The 17,828-nt window shown below is 58.9% G+C and carries 14 protein-coding genes; 4 read left to right on the forward strand and 10 right to left on the reverse strand.

The window, feature by feature from the left end:
• Positions 1-28 precede the first annotated feature (28 nt).
• The 4 genes from QE453_RS23725 to QE453_RS23740 form a co-directional block, all read right to left on the reverse strand.
• Complete coding sequence (locus QE453_RS23725; protein WP_309778367.1) at positions 29-1,483, reverse strand: aldehyde dehydrogenase family protein; 1,455 nt, start codon at positions 1,481-1,483, stop codon at positions 29-31.
• A 125-nt stretch (positions 1,484-1,608) separates the two neighbouring features.
• On the reverse strand, positions 1,609-2,688 hold the full coding sequence (locus QE453_RS23730) for an MBL fold metallo-hydrolase (RefSeq protein WP_309778369.1): 1,080 nt from the start codon (positions 2,686-2,688) through the stop codon (positions 1,609-1,611).
• Between the two features lie 48 nt (positions 2,689-2,736).
• Positions 2,737-3,855, reverse strand: coding sequence for an NAD(P)-dependent alcohol dehydrogenase (locus QE453_RS23735; RefSeq protein WP_309778370.1), 1,119 nt, complete (start codon positions 3,853-3,855; stop codon positions 2,737-2,739).
• A 262-nt stretch (positions 3,856-4,117) separates the two neighbouring features.
• The gene (locus QE453_RS23740) at positions 4,118-4,972 is read right to left on the reverse strand and encodes a pirin family protein (RefSeq protein ID WP_309778372.1); all 855 of its coding nucleotides are present in this window, start codon (positions 4,970-4,972) and stop codon (positions 4,118-4,120) included.
• Between the two features lie 209 nt (positions 4,973-5,181).
• Between QE453_RS23740 and QE453_RS23745 the strand changes: the two genes are divergently transcribed.
• The 4 genes from QE453_RS23745 to QE453_RS23760 all read left to right on the forward strand — a co-directional run bounded on the left by QE453_RS23745 (position 5,182) and on the right by QE453_RS23760 (position 10,229).
• Complete coding sequence (locus QE453_RS23745; RefSeq protein WP_309778374.1) at positions 5,182-6,858, forward strand: MFS transporter; 1,677 nt, start codon at positions 5,182-5,184, stop codon at positions 6,856-6,858.
• A gap of 123 nt (positions 6,859-6,981) precedes the next feature.
• Positions 6,982-8,082 carry a Gfo/Idh/MocA family oxidoreductase gene (locus tag QE453_RS23750; protein WP_309778376.1) on the forward strand — a complete coding sequence of 367 codons (1,101 nt, stop codon included), beginning with the start codon at positions 6,982-6,984 and terminating at the stop codon, positions 8,080-8,082.
• Positions 8,083-8,204: 122 nt separating this feature from the next.
• Positions 8,205-9,221 carry an aldo/keto reductase gene (locus QE453_RS23755; protein WP_309778377.1) on the forward strand — a complete coding sequence of 339 codons (1,017 nt, stop codon included), beginning with the start codon at positions 8,205-8,207 and terminating at the stop codon, positions 9,219-9,221.
• Between the two features lie 30 nt (positions 9,222-9,251).
• On the forward strand, positions 9,252-10,229 hold the full coding sequence (locus QE453_RS23760) for a LysR family transcriptional regulator (RefSeq protein WP_309778379.1): 978 nt from the start codon (positions 9,252-9,254) through the stop codon (positions 10,227-10,229).
• Positions 10,230-10,282: 53 nt separating this feature from the next.
• Here the strand turns inward: QE453_RS23760 and QE453_RS23765 are convergent, their stop codons facing one another.
• From QE453_RS23765 to QE453_RS23790, 6 genes are all read right to left on the reverse strand, one after another.
• Positions 10,283-11,002, reverse strand: coding sequence for a L,D-transpeptidase family protein (locus QE453_RS23765; protein WP_404977911.1), 720 nt, complete (start codon positions 11,000-11,002; stop codon positions 10,283-10,285).
• A 124-nt stretch (positions 11,003-11,126) separates the two neighbouring features.
• On the reverse strand, positions 11,127-12,044 hold the full coding sequence (locus tag QE453_RS23770) for a LysR family transcriptional regulator (RefSeq protein WP_309778381.1): 918 nt from the start codon (positions 12,042-12,044) through the stop codon (positions 11,127-11,129).
• Between the two features lie 161 nt (positions 12,045-12,205).
• Positions 12,206-12,955, reverse strand: a complete 750-nt coding sequence (locus tag QE453_RS23775) for a MerR family transcriptional regulator (RefSeq protein ID WP_309778382.1) — start codon at positions 12,953-12,955, stop codon at positions 12,206-12,208.
• A gap of 12 nt (positions 12,956-12,967) precedes the next feature.
• The gene (locus QE453_RS23780; RefSeq protein WP_309778383.1) at positions 12,968-14,866 is read right to left on the reverse strand and encodes a S9 family peptidase; all 1,899 of its coding nucleotides are present in this window, start codon (positions 14,864-14,866) and stop codon (positions 12,968-12,970) included.
• Positions 14,867-15,754: 888 nt separating this feature from the next.
• Entirely contained in the window at positions 15,755-16,867 is a 1,113-nt protein-coding gene (locus QE453_RS23785) for a Gfo/Idh/MocA family oxidoreductase (RefSeq protein WP_309778385.1), read from the reverse strand.
• 160 nt (positions 16,868-17,027) lie between these two features.
• Positions 17,028-17,750: an alpha/beta hydrolase gene (locus QE453_RS23790; RefSeq protein ID WP_309778386.1), complete on the reverse strand. Its 723-nt coding sequence runs from the start codon at positions 17,748-17,750 to the stop codon at positions 17,028-17,030.
• Positions 17,751-17,828 lie beyond the last annotated feature (78 nt).

A 17,828-nucleotide genomic window follows, 5' to 3' on the forward strand; every position in this document is an offset into this window, starting at 1 on the left:
AGCACACCTTCTGACCAACTGGCTCCTTTTATCGCAGCAAGCCCGGCTTGAGGGCGATGTGCTTGTACTCGATAAAGTCCTCGATTGCGGCAACGCCGTTCAGCCTCCCGAGACCGGATTGCTTGAAGCCACCCTCCTCCGTCCCGTCATACACCTTGGCCCAGTCGTTGACGAATACGCTTCCCGCTTCAAGCGCCTGTGCGACCCGTAACGAGCGATCCAGGTCCCGCGTCCAGACCGAGGCGGACAGGCCATAGTCGTTATCGTTTGCCAGCACCACGGCTTCCCGCTCATCTGAGAACCGCTGGATGGTTATCACAGGACCGAATGTTTCCTGCTGCACGATCGGCAGGCTGTTGTCGGATACCTCCAGCATCGAAGGACGGAAAAAAGCACCTTTCGCCAATGGGCCTTCTGTCACTGGACCTCCTCGAACGACCACAGTTGCACCCTGCGACAGCGCATTTTTCACCACGTTGTCGACACGGGCTACGTTCTCCTTGTCGATGAGTGGCCCCATATCGCTCGCCGGGTCGGATGCCGGTCCGACCTTGACAGCACGCAGTCTTTCGGCGAGGCGGTCGCGCACCCGTTCATAGATTGAACTCTGCACCAGTAGCCGTGAGCCGGTCATGCAGAACTGACCAGCAAAGATGGTGAGAGCTTTTTCGAGAACAGGCAGCATGGCTTCAATGTCGGCATCGTCAAACACGATCATTGGGGTCTTGCCGCCAAGTTCGAGCCCGAACCGCTTCATTCTCTTTGCACCGATAGCCCCGATGGTTCGCCCGGTTTGTGTGCTTCCAGTGAAGCTGATCGTCGGCACATCGTGACTTTCAACCAGAAGCGCAGCGCCGTCCGCACCGCTCTCGACGAACATGTTCACGACGCCTTCCGGCAGGTCTGCCGCTTCCGCGAGGACCTCGGTTAGAACACTGGCGACTTGCGCCGTCTGACCGGGCATCTTGACGACGACCGTGCAGCCGGCGGCGAGCGCTGGAGCGAATGAACGAACCGACAATATGACGGGAGAATTCCAGGGAACGATAATCCCTGCCACTCCCATCGGCTGGCGTAGAATCACGGAGAGGCTGCCGGGTTTGGGCAATGTCGCCCGCCCTGCCTCAGTACGCGCCATCGCAGCCCAGTACCGAAGCTTGCTCGGACTTCCGTCGATCTCCAGTGCCGCCTCGCCGAGCAGTTTGCCGTTCTCAAGCGAGAGGATTTCGATCAGGCGTTCGCGATTTCGCTCGATTGCCGATGCCATCTGATCGAGCACCCTTGCACGAAGCTCGGCATCGTCGCGCCAGGCGGTTTCGCGGAACGCGCGTTTCGCGGCTTCGATCGCAGAGTGCGCGGCCGCTCCGCCATCGTCCGGATAATCTCCGATCGTCTCATATGTCGCCGGATCGATAGAGCGGCCGCGTTTGGAAGACGAGACAAAGATGCCGTCGATCCAGTTGTTTGCGGAAAACGTCGTCATTGACTTGCCTTTCTGATGTTGCAAGGGCGCGCGAGATCCGCCCCGCGCTCATGGGCGGCCTCCGGACACAACGGGGTAATGCCGTGCCCACTCGATTTCGAGGTGTGCCGGAGGACGATCCCGGCTCAGGTCAGGAATGGCGGCGGATTTTCGCCGCGCAGGCGGTAGTTTGGCCGTGGCCTTTCCAAACGGATCGACTCCAGCACGGTATAGGCGTGGTATTTCGTCTGCGTCGTCACGCCGGCGAGCCGCTCGGACCAAAGTTGGCCATTGCTGCTCTTCTTTTCCAGGACATATTTCGTGGCGAAATTGGCCATAGAATTGATCCAGTTCTCGGTCCCGGAAAACATCTGGTCCCAGCCGGCGCCCTCCAGGATGCTGACGAGCGCATCCGACCGGCTGAATCGATCCACGGCTGCCTGTGCTCCGTCGAGGACGTCCTGGAAATACTCGATTGAAGCTGCGACCGTTTCCGGCGTCCCGTACTTCATGTGATGGCCGGCGACGAGGAAATCGAAGTCATATTCCATCAGTTGCTTCTGGGCTTCGTACCAACCGGTAATATTCTGCGATGCGTCGCAATGCATGAAGGTGGCGCTGCCGGGACTGACGATGTCGATGACGGTCAGCACCTTTTGCGCTGGCGCGTAAATAAAGATGTTACCTGGGCAGTGGTTCTCGCCCTTGTAGGACAGTTCGAGCGTCACCCCGCCGACGACAAGCAGATGATCCTTGTCGAATGTCACGGTCGGTACTGGTCGGTTCGGATCGGGAAACCGCTCGAGCAATTCCTTGGTGATGTCGTGTGCGACGATCTCGACATTCGGTCCGAAAACAGAGGCGGCGCCGATGTGATCGGTGTGCCAGTGGCTGTAGATCAAATGCGTTACCGGTTTGTCCGTGACGTCTTCGATCGCGGCCAGCATGTTTTCGCCGATCGTCGGCGGTGCGTCGATGGCGACGACACCGTCGCTGGTCACAACGAAGGCCGCGTCGTAGCCTCCACTGGTGACCCAGTAGAAACCGCCGCGAAGCTCCTCGACGTGGTAGCCGAGCCGCTGGAAGCGTTCGGAAGAGAAATACTCGGGATAGTATCCCGGCGGATCAGCGGGGTGTTCCCCGGCCTCCGGAAAGCCGTAATGGTCGATCCCGAAAAAGTTAGGTTTGTCGGTCGCTCTGATCAGCTTCTGGTGTCGGTCGCACATGTGATCAATCCTTCATGATGTTTGCGATATCGAAAGAAAAGTGGGTGGTTAAGCGGCTTGCGGGGGAAAGCGCAGGACGGCCTTGATCACGCGCCCTGCCGCGACATCGTCAAATGCCTCATTGATATCAGCGAAGTCGTAGAAGGTGAGCAGCCTGTCGAACGGGAAACGGCCGCTTCGGTAGAGTCCGACCAGTTCCGGGATCATCAGGCCAGAAATGGCATCGCCCTGGATAATCCCGATGAGGCTTTGCCCTACCGTGAGCCGGGATGCATCGACAACTGCGCCCGAATGGCCGTTGAAGGCGACGAAACCGAACTGCCCCATCGGAGCAAGAGCGCCGATGCCGGCATCCAGGTTCTCCTTCCGGCCGCTCGTGTCGAGAACGTATTCGACGCCGCGAGAGGTGATATCCCTGATCGCCGCGGCTACATCGGTTTGCTCACGCGGGTTGACGCAATGTGTCGCGCCGAGGTCGGAAGCGAGCTTCAGCCGTTCGGTATTGACATCGATGGCGATGATGATTGCCGCATCGGCGACCTTGGCAGCCATGATTGCAGCCAGTCCCACCGCCCCTACTCCGAAGATCGCGATCGAAGCACCGACCGGCACTTTCAGCGCCTTCAGGACCGAGCCGGCTCCGGTCTGAAACCCGCAACCGAGCGGCCCGAGCAGTTCGAGCGGAACATCGTACGGGACCTTGACGGCATTGCGCTGATGAGCGAGCGCATAGGTGGAGAATGAGGACTGACCAAAGAAATGCGCATGGAGCCTGTTTCCGTCGGGCGCTGCCACGCCGATCGTTCCATCGAGCCTGGTGCCGGCGAAATTTGTTTCCCAGACATGATCGCAATAGGCTGCATGGGAAGACATGCAGGGTTTGCAGTGGCCGCAGGAGTGATAGGAAAGAACCACATGATCGCCGGGCTTGAGATGCGATACGGTCGATCCGACACGTTCAACGATGCCGGCGCCCTCATGGCCCAAGATCGCCGGCAGCGGCGTCGGCATGAGCTGTTGCCTGACATGCGCATCGGTTGCGCAGATGCCCGTAGCAACCATGCGGATGAGCACTTCGTCGGGGCGCGGCGCCTCAAGCTTCACATCACGGAGGATGAAGGGGCCGTTTTTTTCTTCCAGCACGGCTGCGGTGGCGGATTCGGTCATCTGTTCCTCCATGGGCTGATTGCGGATACCGGGGCGAGTGATCCCGCTCACGGACCAAGGGCGATCCATGTTCGGAAGGCTTGATGAAATCCGCTTGAGTTTCGAACGAGTGGTGGTGAAGCGGCTTGTGTTCTCAGCCCGTTTGCGGGTCTGCTGTTCGCAAACATATCCGTGCTGTCGAACGGCTAAAGACAGCAATGGCGGAACGTCGGGTTGCTGATAACGAAACCCTTTGTGGTGTCGTGGCGGCTGGAAAGCGAGATCAGGCAGGTCGCATCGTGCCGGCATTCGGGAATTTGCCGTTGCGGTATGCGGCATAGTAGTCGGCAAGCTCCTCTTTGGAGCCTGCGATAAATGGGCCTTGTGCAACGACATGGATGTTTTGCGGTTGGCCTGCATACAAAAGCACCCGAGCACCGTCCTTCCCCGCCTTCAGCCTCATAAAGCTGTCACCATGAACCGCCACCGGGCTGGTCCAGCCGACTTTGTCCTCGGTGAGAAGTGTCCTACCTGTGCCCGCCTCAATCTCGCCGGCGATGACCACAACGAAACCATTGTAAGACGACGGCAACACCTGCTCGAACTCTGCTTCCGTCTCAAGGCGAATATCGGCCAAGGTCACTGGCACGGCGTTCTTTGCTGGCGCGATGATCCCTGCCGAACGACCGCTGTAGACGGTCGCCTCGAAACCGTCACCCCGGTGTACCGGCATTTCATCCCGTCTCAGGATCTGTACCCTTGGCGCGATGTTGCGGTCCCGCTCAGGGAGAACCAGCCATAGCTGAAACAGACGCATCCCTGTCGAAACCCGGGCATCTTCCGAATGGACGATGCCGCTTCCGGCAGTCATCCATTCCACGTCACCTTCGACCAGGCGTCCGCCGGCATCCTCCATAGTGCCGTGAAGCATGAACGTGACGGTCTCCAGGCCGGCATGAGGGTGGGCCTCGCCGAATTGCCCCTCCGCGGTCACATGGTCGTCCGCCATCAAGAAGAACGGATCGGTCGCGGAAAAATCTCCCGGCGCGACGACGAGGGCCGCCTTGTGCCGCTCGCCTGCGAAACCGGGCCCGAGAGGCGGTGTCGTCGTAATCCTGCTGATGGACCTGTGAAGCATCTTTGCCTCCTGAAGTTAAGGGTGAAGCCCGCCCGCTTTATTAACGAATGAACGGTGCCTCGAACGATGCCGCTGATTTTGAGCGAATGACGGCCCGCAGCAAGTCGCGATAGTTCGAACCTAATGTTGCCAAACCAGCAACGCCCCAGGCCACCGTAGTTGGTTTAGACTGCTGCCGATTGATACCGTATCCACGAGAGAGCACGACGATGAGACTGACGCGACGAGTTGGCAGCTTTTTCCGTGAGGAGGCATGGGACTTTCCCGAGCATGAAAGACCAATGGTCGCGGGGTCGCCAGCGACACCGGAACATGCCCTGTCGCTGCGGATTGCCTATGCCTTCGTCGCAATTCTTGTGGGTCTGACGGGCGGGTTGGGCAACGCGTTGGTCATAGTCAACATCGCAGAGGTGCGAACGGGGTTGGCATTGAGCGTCATTCAGGCGGCATGGTTGCCAATGGCCTATGCCATGACCAATATTTCCGCCAATCTGCTGCTGATCAAGCTCCGCCAGCAATATGGCTTGCGTGTATTCACGCTGATTGCCCTTGGCCTCTATGCTCTCCTCTCGCTTACCTATCTGTTGACCGCAGATCACTGGCTCACACTCGCCGTTAGAGCTGCAAGCGGCTTTGTTGCGGCGGCGTTAACGCCGTTGTCGTTGTTCTACGTGATGCAGGCCCTTCCGGGCCGTTGGCGCGTCAGGGGACTGATACTTGGCCTTGGCATCTCGCAATGCGCGTTCCCTCTTGCGACCGTCATCTCGCCATGGCTGTCTATCAGCTCGTATTGGCAGTCGATATTTCTGTTCGAAGCCGGTCTCGCATTTTTCTCTTTCGCCGCGGTGGGGACATTCCGGCTGCCCCCGGCCAAGCGAGAGCGAGCATTCGAACCTTTGGATTTCCTCACCTTCCTGCTTTTGGGGGGTAGCCTCGCTCTGATTGCAGCAGTATTGGGGCTCGGACGACTGGAAGGATGGTTCGAGGCGCCTTGGATAATCTGGTTTCTGTCGCTCGCGCTTCCGATGATTATCACCGCGCTGATACTCGAGAACGGCCGGTCCGCACCTCTTCTCAACCTGCGCTGGCTCGGGAGCGGTGATATCGTCCGCTTTGCTTTTGCAATTTTCATGGCCAGGATCGTTCTTGCCGAACAGCACGTTGCGACCAGGTTTTTGACGGCGCTAGGAGGCAGCGACGAACACCTCAGAGCACTTTCGATCGTTACCTTTGTCAGCGCTGTTGCCGGCGTGATCATGAGCGCTATCACGGTAAATGTCGAAAAACTGGTGATGCCCATGATGCTGGCGGTCACTGCAATCGCTGCCGCGGCATTTGTCGACAGCTCTGCTACGGCCCTTGAGCATCTGCCGCGGCTTTATCTGTCCCAGGCGGCAATTTCATTCTCAGCCATGTTCTTTCTCGGGCCGGCACTGGTGTTAGGCATCACGAGCGCGCTGCAGAAAGGCGGCAGAGAACTCTTGAGTTTTACCGTCCTTTTTGGGGCGATCAATTCGATTGGCGCCCTCACCGGCCCGGCTTTGTTCGGAGCCTATATCGACAGCATCGCGACTGCTTCGCGAGATCGGGTCCTTGCCCAACAAAACGCCTTGCGCTTGGCGGCGGTGTTGGCTTTCTCAACCGCGGCTTATCTGGCTGTGCTCCTCGCAATTCGTGTCCGCCATAAGCTGGCGGAAATTCGCCGTGATAAACACATGTCCACTATCGGTGCTGCCCATATCGATCCGGTTGGTCCGACCAAGCGGCAGTCAGGAATGCCTTGGCACCCGCCGACGCTTTCGTTTCAGGCGCGAGTGGTCTTGAGCGCTATTGCGACAACCGGGGCAATACTTCTTTTGGTCGCAGTGTGGCCGCAGGAGCGGTAGGTGATATCCACCGCGTGGATGTTCGCTCATACTATTTATCGATTTCATCGCAGTGCCGAGGGTCGATTACATCTTGCCCAGGACGCCGGGGAGCGTTCGGTAACGTGACCTGGAGCATTACAGATGTCGGATAAGAAATTTCGTGTGGGTATTATTGGAGCGGACACTCACGCAAGTTGGGCGGGCGCATCGCATGTGCCAGCCCTGGCGTCACAACCTCACCTGACGCTGGCGGCAGTCGCGACCCGACGCGAGGAAAGCGCCAAGGCGGCGGCCGAAGCATTCGGCGCAGAACTCTGGTTTGCCGATCCCTATGCGATGATAAGAGATGAGAGCATTGAGGTCATCACGGTCGCCGTGAAAGTGCCGGCACACAAAGAGCTCGTGATGGCCGCCCTGCAGGCGGGCAAATCGGTCTATTGCGAAGCGCCTCTGGGCGCAACGCTGTCGGAAACAAACGAGATGGCTGCGACAGTGGGGTCTTTGCATACCGCGATCGGCCTGCAAGGCCGGCATAATCCTGCGGTCCGGCGTGCGGCGGAACTTGTCGCTTCGGGAAAACTCGGGCGCCTGATGTCCGCGCGTGTCGGCGCGACCACATTCGGCTACGGTCCGCAGTCTCCAAGCGTGTACGACTATTTCAACAAGGCCGCTTCCGGCGCCAGCTTCATGACGATTACGGCAGGCCACGTGCTGGACGTCATCGAGGCAGTGCTCGGTAACATTACCGAGGTCGATGCTCGCACGGAGTTGCTCTGGCCGGAGATCGAGATCGTCGATACTGGCGAGACTTCAAAGCGAGAGATTCCGGATCATCTCGATCTGATCGCAAAGACGGCAAGCGGTGCGCCTGTGTCCGTTCAGATTCTGGCTGGCGTACCTGCAGATGAAGCGAGTTTTAATTTCGAGATCCGTGGTTCCAAAGGCTGGCTGAAGCTGACCGGCAATCATCTGGCAGGTGTACAGGTCGGAGACATCAAACTCTCTTCGAACCTCGAGTTCATTGCGCCCGATACGCCTGTAGCGACTGGCGTCGGCCCGACCGCGGCCGATTTCTGGGCGGGCGCCGCTATCAATGTCGGGGAGGTCTATGCGTCCCTGGGGCGCGATCTGACGAACGGTACATACACTACTCCCGGGTTCGACCATGCCCGCCATAACAGCCGTCTGATTGCGGCCGTCGAGCTTGCGGCAAGAACAGGTGATCGGCAGCACATTGGTTGAGATGTCCCAGACGGCCCGGCATTCGCAACGAGTGTCGAGCCGTCCGTAAGCGCAAGCCGTACGGAAATGCCCTCAACGAGACCGCGCGCCACATCGGCGAACATCAGAAAAAGGACCACATCATGCAAATGCGCAAGCTCGGTGAGAGCGGGTTGTTCGTGTCGGAATTGTGCTTCGGCGCCATGACGTTCGGCGGGACGGACGGATTATGGGGCAAGGTGGGAAGACTGGGTCAGGAGGATGCCGATGTACTGGTCAAGGCCGCTCTCGACGCTGGCATCAACCTCTTCGATACAGCAAATGTATATGCGCACGGGCGCAGTGAAGAAATACTGGGGCGCTCGCTGAAGAACCTTGGTGTGTCGCGCAGGGATGTCGTGATTGCCACGAAAGTCGCGTCTGCCATGGGTGACGGACCAAACCATCGCGGCGCTTCGCGGGGACACATTATCTCCGAATGCAAGGCAAGCCTCGGCCGGCTTGGTCTGGACCACATCGACCTATATCAGATCCACGCATTCGATTCCGCTACACCGATCGAGGAGACGCTGGAAGCGCTCGACACACTCGTCCGAGCCGGGGACGTCCGCTACATCGGCCTGTCGAACTGGGCCGCGTGGCAGGTCATGAAGGCGATCGGGATAATACGCGCCAGAGCCCTCGCGCCCGTCACCTCACTGCAGGCATATTATACGCTTGTCGGGCGCGATCTGGAGCGCGAGATTGGCCCGCTGCTCTCATCGGAACGTGTTGGCCTCATGGTGTGGAGTCCGCTTGCCGGTGGCTATCTCACCGGAAAGTATTCCGCCGGTGGTAACGCAGCAGGCGGCCGACAGACGGAATTGGATTTTCCACCCATCGATCGCATCCGGGGAGAGCCCCTGATCGCGGTCCTTAAAGCTGTCGCGGAGAAACACGGCTCCAGCCCGGCGCAGATCGCGATCGCCTGGTTGCTGAAGCAAAGCGTTGTCTCGACAGTCATCGTCGGTGCCAGGCGCGTCGAGCAATTGCAGGAAAACATTCGGTCGGCTTCGATTGAGCTGGACGATAGCGACATGGCGAAGCTCGATCAGATCAGTCGTCTACCCGTCGAGTATCCGGGTTGGTTGCTGAACGACGGAAACGGACACTCACGCTGACACGGAAAAGATGCTTGAGATCGATGCAGGATGAGTTTAATTATCCATTCCATGAATTTACACGGTATCGATCTCAATCTTCTCGTTGCCTTTGATGCCCTCAATTCCGAGCGCAATGTGACACGTGCCGGAAGCCGTATTGGCCGGACCCAGCCGGCCATGAGCGCGGCCCTGTCGAGATTGCGGTTTCTGCTACGGGACGAATTATTCGTTCGCGGGCCGAACGGACTTCAACCTACACCGCGAGCGGTAGAGCTTGCCGAACCGATCTCACTTGCTCTGCGGGAAATCCAGCGGACATTGCAATTCACGCAGGGTTTTGATCCCGGCAAATCGACCGTATCTTTTTCCATTGCCGTTTCGGCACATGCAGGTTCAGTCATATTGCCGCGCCTCCTGTCGCTGCTTGAGGAAAAAGCCCCCGGAATAGATATCAAGGTCAGGGATTATAGCAGCCGTGATGACGCGGTTTCCCTGCTCGACAGCGGCGGCGTCGATCTGACGGTCGGCATTCCTCCCACGCCCACGAGCCGGATCCTGAGTGCCCGGCTTTTCCAGGAGCGGTTCGTTTGCATTCTTAGGAAGGAACATCCGATCCTCGGCCGCCCTTTCGATCGCGAGACGTTTCTGTCTCTGAGGCATATCCTGGTGGCGCCCGATAATGAGGGTCTGGATGTCGCCGATGCCGCACTGGCTTCGAAGAATTTCAGGAGGCGGGCGGCCGTGACCATTCCACATATGCACGCCGCGCCGGCATTGGTTGCATCGTCGGATATGGTCGCGACCGTCATCGAAAGCGTGGTTGCTCATTCAGGCTTTGCGGAGCGTCTTGCAGTCTTCGATTTCCCGCTCCCCCTAAACCCTGTCCCATTCGTGCTGTCCTGGCATCGTCGAAATGACGGGCACCCGGCCCAGCAATGGCTGAGAAACGGTTTGCTCGCGGCGTTTCCCCACGTGTGGCTCTCTTCAGAAAATATCTGCAGCGATCTTGCCCCGCAGTATTACTAGGCGGCCATCGTATCGAGGCAAGCAGCTTAGAACGCGTAACGCTCAATTTGCCATCACACGGCCATCGGCGTCTGATGCACGACGATTGGCGCGTGGAACGGAACGCGGTCGTAAAGGTCAACGATGTCCTGGTTCATAAGGCGGACGCAGCCGGATGAAACAGCCTTGCCGATGGATTGCCATTCGGGATTGCCGTGGAGACGATACAGCGTATCTTTTCCGTTCTGGAAAATATAAAGAGCGCGAGCGCCGAGCGGGTTATGCAGTCCAGGATCCATCCCTCCGTTTGCGACAGAGTATTTTTCCAGTTCGGGTTGCCTTGCAATCATCTCGCTTGGCGGCTTCCATCTTGGCCAATGCTGACGCCAGTGGATATATCCGTTCCCTTCCCATGAGAATCCGTCGCGCCCGATGCCCACGCCATATCGTAACGCAGTTCCGCCGTTTTCCACCAGATAGAGAAATCGCCTTGGCGTATCAACGACAACAGTTCCCGGCGCCTCCCCGGTCGGGTCAGCAACGCGCTGCCTGAGATATTCCGGGTTCATCCGCTCAAAAGGAACTGCAGGAACGAAATGTCCCCCGTCCTCAAATGCAGCGTAACGGGAAGCGAGATCCGGGTCGACCGGTGAAGGCTGCGGAGTGGCAATGGGCTGGGGTGAGCCTGACGCCGATCTTTCTTGGACTGTTGTGCATCCGCCGAGTATGACCGGCGCGGCTAAAGAGCCGACTATGAACGTGCGACGGGATATGAAACTGTTTCGGTTCTGCATCATGGAAGGCGACTTTCGGGTTGCGGCTGGACGTGCTTGCATCGCACGGTATCCTCAAACAGAGGGAATATTCCATATCTGCATGAGTGATAGCCGTCATAACCGTTGGCAATGCCATGCGCCGCTACCGCTGTACCGGGGATATCCCGTCAATGTTCCTGAGCCGCGGCATAACAAAGTCCGTAAATGCCCGGACGACCGGTCGCATGAACTTTGTGGACGGATAGGCGAGAAATGCTTCGGTAGATCGCAGCCAATATTCGGGAAGCACCCTTACAAGCTCGCCGCTGGACAACAAGTCCAATACGAGGTTCTTCTGCACAAGTCCCACACCCCGTCCCCGTAAAAGTGCTGCAATCATGACATGCGCATTGTTCGTTATGAGCAATGGCCTGACGGTGACGTCTTCAGCGCGCGCATCAGGTCCCAACAGGGAAATAGTATTGCGCTGGGCAAGCATCTTCGGAGTGCCAATAACCTCAAGCTCTGAAAGTCGTCCCGTGTCGTCAATCTGCCCTACCTGTTGCAGGTAGAGAGGGGAAGCGACGAGAAATCGCTCCACCCATCCGATGCGGCGTGCGATGACGTCCTGATCCTCGATTTTCCCGTAATGAACTGACAAATCGAAATTATCATAGACCAAGTCGACTGTGCGCTCGTCGAGAGCCAGTTCGACGGAAATCCCGCAATACTTATCCTGAAATTCCCCGACTATCCGTTCGAGATGACCAACACCAATGCAGGATGGGGCGTGAATTTTTAGATTGCCTTCGATTTCACCTGTGTTGATGCGAACGCCCTCCAGCGCCGCGTCGATCGATGCGATCGCAACACGGCTGGCCTCGTATAATTCGAGCCCATGCGCCGTCGGGCGAACGATTTTCGACGAGCGCTCCAGAAGCCTGGCTTGAACGTGCCGTTCGAGGTTCGAAATATGCTTCGTGACCGCCGGCTGCGTTACCCCCAGGTCCCGCGCCGCAGCAGTAATCGACCCCTTCTCGACGGTGCGGATGAAGGCTTTTAAAGCAACGTTGATATCCATGATATTGCTCTTGATTATGATTGACCCCAGCCATAACCAGATGTTTGGAATATGGCTTGATGATGTCTGGGCACGGGACAGGGGCGCATTTCAATGTCATGGATCCGATTGCCGCCCGCGACCGGTCAATCATCTCGCGACTATCAGCGCAAACCGCGCAATCACCGCTTGGATTTCAGCCCGCTGTTGATTTCCCTCAGTAAGCGTTTCTGCTGATCGTTCGTATTCTCCAGGGCATGAAGCCAAAGCAGCGTTGCTGCCTGATGCTTCCTGCCGCCGCTCAACGCGTTGTCGAAGTCTCTCATCCATGATCCAAGATGGACGATGTAATCTACGGCAAGAGCTGAAATCTCGACGTCGTCACTATCTGGCCCCAACGCGTCGAAACGATCCCCCAGCTCTCGCACGGTAGCACCATATTCGAGATCCGCGAGTTGATCATAGAGCCGGGCCAGTTCTGCGCGCTGCCCTTCATCCAGAAGGTGTGACAGGAGTACGGATTGTTCCCGACCGGCCCGCACCGCTTTAGGTTCTCGCCCGACCTCCAGCGGCATCAGAGACGCAGCAAATTCCGGCGCCATGTCCGGCGGTCCTTTGCCGTCACGCAGGGCTGTGACAGTCCGGCGTTGACGCTCCAGAAGTTCGATCTGCCGCGTGAGCCCCTCAAGAAGGGCGTCCAAACTGTCCTCGCTCATTTCGGCACGACCGTCGAGAAAGGCTGGGATTTGCGAGAGCGAGAAACCGAGCGCCGTCAATTGACCGATACGCAGCAGTCGGATCAAATGCGACACGCTGTAAGCGCGATACCCATTGTTCTGTCTTGGCGGCTCCGGCAAAAGTCCGATCTGGTGGTAGTGCCGCAGCGTGCGGATGCTCACGCCCGCCAGTCCTGCAATCTCCTTACTGCGCATGCGCCGCCCTCATTATTCGCCCCTCAAATGCCGTGCAAGAAAGCGCTCGATCCTCCGATAAAGCTCAATATTGCTATCCTCGTTGATGAACCAGTGCCCTTCGCGCTCGTTGAGAAGATAGTCGACCTCCACACCATTCGCTCGCACCCTTTCCACCACCAGATCCGCCTGTTCCTTTGCGACACGCACATCGTTGGCGCCGTGAACCACCAAAAGCGGTTTGGAAATGCAATCGAGCCGGCTGACCGGCGAGCGTGCGAGCATGTCCCGGTTCTGCGTCTCGATGTCAGGATCGCCCATGTAAGAAAGGTAGGTGTTGATCAGCGCAGGTCGTACGAACGGGACCGCTCCATCCACCAGCATCCGGAGGTCGGAGATGCCGGAGTAGGAAATGGTTGCGGCGAAGCGCTCCGGCGTGAAGCTGGCGCCCACCAGCGCGGCGTAACCGCCATAGGAGCAACCGTAGATCGCCACCCGCGCCGGGTCGGCAATACCCTGCCCGATTAGCCAGTCGAGCCCGTCGATCAGGTCGTCATGCATGCGCCCGGAGAACTCCCCTATCGCGGCTTGCATGAACGCCTTTCCATAGCCGGTCGAGCCGCGAAAATTCACCTGCAGCACGGCATAGCCGCGGTTGGCGAGGAACTGGACTTCCGGATCATAGATGCAGGCGTCGCGATACCATGGCCCGCCATGGACCAGAAGCACGGTCGGCAGCGCACGCGGCTCATCCTTGGCATTGAACCAGACGGGCAGTGTGACATGGCACGGCAACGTCAATCCATCGCGCGACATCACATCGACGGGTCGCACGCTCGCCAGCCTCTCGGCTTTTACCGCTGGGAATCGCTCGCCAAGCACATGCGCTTCACCGCTCTCATGATCGTAAAACCATGTCGTGCCGGGATGCCGGTCATCCCAAAATTCCGCCACCCATTGTCGCCCGTCCGCATCGCAGGAAATGTACCCTATTTCCCCCTCTAACAGCCGCTGTAGGCTGTCTAGCACGGCGGCAAAATGCGCGTTCAGAGGCCGTATCAGCTGTCTTTTGCCAAGATAACGCAGTCCGAGCAGCTCGCCTGTCACAGGATTGGTTATCAGGCTCGAGGGAAAGCGCGGATCGGCCTCTGGCCGCGGCGTATCGAGGCTGAAATCGGGCTGGCTGTCGACGACCCTGTGCGTGCCCGTCGCAAGGTCAATGGCAGCAAGATAGGTGTGGTCGCTGCCCGCGTTGCAGCCAACCAAGATGCTCTTTCCATCCGCCGCCACCATCAGCGGCATCGGGCCGATTGGCTGGTCGCGTCCGCTCAGCTTCGCCAACGTGGTGAAAGCACCGTTCTCGTACCGAGCCAGTTCATGGTCACCCCCGTCGTTGATGATGAAGGCATGCAGTCCGTTCGGCGTAATGATCCAGCGTACGAACCGACCGGGACTAATGGCGGCGACCCTGGTTTCAGCGCTTTCGATATCGACCTCGTACAGGTCGATCAAACCCGGACTTCTGAGGTTCATCTGCACGAAAGCCTTACCTGGAAACGCGGCGGACAAGTCCAGTCCCATTACCCGCACGCCGGAATAGGGCGTCAAGTCGACAGTCCTGGCCTTCCCGCCCACCGTCTCTGCCCCGTCCACCTCCACACGATGAAGGTGCCAGTTCTCGTCGCCCTGGGTGTCTTGTACGAAGAGGATGTAGCGAGCATCACGCGCCCAACTGAAGCCGTCGATATTGCGCATCTCATCGCTAGTCAGTCGCCGCGCCGTGCCTTGTCCGACTGGCCGCACCCAGATATTCAACCGCCCATGCCAGGGCGCCAGATAGGCCACCAGCCGGCCATCGGGCGAAATCTGCGCCCGCGAAAATTCTGGCATTCCAAAAAGCGTTTCAATCGGGATGAGATCAGGTGCAGTCATGTCGAACCTCGGATCGTCGACGGCGCCATCGCGGGCCGCCACACTCAAACGATATCGACATACTGCCTGAACTATGACGTCGCGTCGGGGTCAACCCTGAAAGCCAGCTTGGTCCGGAATCACGTAATTTCTGCGTAACTGTGAGATTCCATATGGGTCTGGCGGGATCGCGCTTCGCTCTCGCAATTGACTGACTTGCCTAAAAAAAAGGTACATCAAATGAGCAAAGCCTCCCAAAATCACATCGTCATTCGACGCCTGTCTGCCGGAACAATGTTCGCAGGCCTCCTTATCCTGACCGGTTGCCAGACACCGGAACAGGAACGCTACGCCGATCTCGACACCTGCTCTGGAATGGGCGCACAATACGGATCATCGTCTCATACCGCATGTATGCTCCAGCAGCAGCAGCGTCGTGACGACGCGCAACTGCGGACCCTTGAGTCGGCAAGGCTAAGCCAGATCATGGCAGAAGATGCACGCCGGCAGCATGAACGTATGAGAAGAGAGCGACGACGGGACTAGTTCCGAGTTCGGTGTGAGGCTCGAGCGGAGACGTTTGCGCCCAGCCTCTCACCAATGATGCGCCCCTTTACGCAAACCGGATCTCGTCAAAGCCACTATATCGGGAAACGGTGGCTCAACTGGTTCTGATCTTCGTATTCGATAAAGGTCCGCGACGTGTTGAAGCCGCTTTCCAACACCGCACACACGCTGGGCCCCGACCACACCACTGTACCGAAGTCGGACTTCGTTTGCATTGCCGGGCGCCCACCCGTCGACCTGGAGCGTGATACGAAAGCACGCCGGTGCTTACGCGGTTGCTCGACCTTTGGGTTGCACGCGCAAAGATGAGCCACAGCACATGCTAGAACCCTTCCTGGGTTTTTAGGGGTTGAGATGCTGGCGATGACCCGTCTGATTGGCCTGTGTGATCGCCTCGAGCACCCGGTGACGATCGAGCGCGACCGCGAAGTCTGGCGCATCTGCGGTTCCGTCGCGAAGGTCGGCGGCGAGCTGGGCGTAGAGCCGGGCGACACCCGCCGCGGGCGCCTCAAGTTGCAGGTCGGGAGCCGCATATACTGTTGGGACCTGTAGCTGCTGGACAGGCTCGCTGCCGCGGCGCAACGTGATGGTCATATCACCGAAGTGGATGTAGCCCGACGCCGTCTCCACGCGCAAACTGCCTTCCGTGCCCTGGATCTCCCACACCAAGCCGGCGGACTGTCCGGCGCTGTAGTGCAAAGAAGTGACGATCCCGCCTTCGAGAACGCCGGCTACGATGATCTCGTCCGGCGAATCCTTCGGGAGGGACGAGCCATCCGAAAGGCGGACGCCGTCGCCGCGCCGATTGTTGACGACGGCGGACAGGCTCTCGAATCCGCCGAGCACGTGGGCCAATGGTTGGAGCGCGTGGCCGAGCATGATGCTTTGAAGCGTCGCGCCATTCGCTGCGCGAGCCATGTACTCGAATGGCGGATCGTATCGGCCGACCCACATGTCGTCGTTCAGATGCGCTCGGATGCTCGTGCTGAGCGGCATGCCGATCACGCCCTGACGGATGAGGTCGTGAAGGTAGCGGATTGGCGGATGCAGGCCGCCCTGCAGGCCAATAACCGTACGCAGCCGCCGTTTGCGGGCAAGCCCCTCCAGCGCTTCGGCTTCCGATAGATTTCGCGCGAGCGGCCATTCGCAATAGACCATCTTGCCCGCGGCGAGCGCGTCGGAAACGATCTGCTGGTGATCCGGAACCTTGACCGCAACCACCACCAGGTCGACCTCGGGCCGAACGACCAGTGCCTGATGTGTGTCAAAGGCGAGATCGGCGCCCAGCAGGCTAGCGGTCGCGTTCGCACTCTCCATACGCGTCGTGCTGACGGCGCGGATCTGGAACGCATCAAGCGCCCGCAGTGCCGGGACGTGAGCAATTCCGCCCCAGCCTCGATCGGCACTGGCGCCGACGATGCCGACGCCGATCCGGGTGTTTGGTGAATTGGTCATGTAGGCGTGCTCCTGTCTGGTGCAGCCCGGGCAATGCTCGCCTTGCTGCGTCACATGGTTTCGTTTCCGGACAAATGCTTGGGCGCAAGCGAGTGACCAAGCATTGCCGTTCACGTTGCGGCTGCGTGGGTTTGAGCCCAAGTGACGCAAGCGTAGGGAGTTAAGCGTGTCTCCAATGGGCCTCGAGTTCGCGCGCGACATCGGCCGGACGCTCAATCATCGGCCAATGCGAGGCGCGCAGCTTAACGACGGCGCGTGCGTGCGAGGCATTGCCGAGCTCGTCGGCGAAGCGGTGCGGCAGAAATGGATCGTCCAGGCCCCAGATCACCAGTGCTGGCGCCGTTATGCTGCTCAGACCCGGCTTCCACTCCGCCCCGACCTCGATTGCGGAACGGTAAAGTGCGAGAATGCTTGCCCGCATGGTGGCATCGAGATGCCGAGCCGATTCATCCGCCGCATCTTTCGGCATCTGCGCCTCGACGAGTTTCGCCGCAAATTCCGCGAGGTCGAGATCCTTCATCCATTGCTCGCCTTCACCTGGCGTCTGCCAGATCTTGGCGAGATAGTGCCACGGATATTCCGGATCGATCGGCCCACTGATGCCGGTCCAGGTCCGCACCAGATCCGGCCGGATCGACGTCAGACGGCCTGTCAGCAGGCAGCCCCAGTCATGACCGATCAGATCTACGGGTTCGCCGAACTCATCGATCCGGTTGATAAGCCAGTCGAGATATTCTTCCTTTGTTGACCTGAAATCCGACGGCAACGGATGACCGAAGCCGGGAAGATCGATCGTGACGATGTCACTGCGTTCAAGATGAGAGCGAACGGTGTCCCAGATCCGGTGGGTGTCGGGTACGCCGTGGACGAGAACTGCAGGCATGTCGCGATCTCCTTGCTGGTTGTTGCCAGGAGAATAGGGACATGGTGGCATCGCGGAAGTCGGCGTCAGAGAAACCCG

Source organism: Agrobacterium sp. SORGH_AS_0440 (genome assembly GCF_031453135.1).
GTDB classification, from domain to species: Bacteria; Pseudomonadota; Alphaproteobacteria; order Rhizobiales; family Rhizobiaceae; genus Agrobacterium; species Agrobacterium pusense.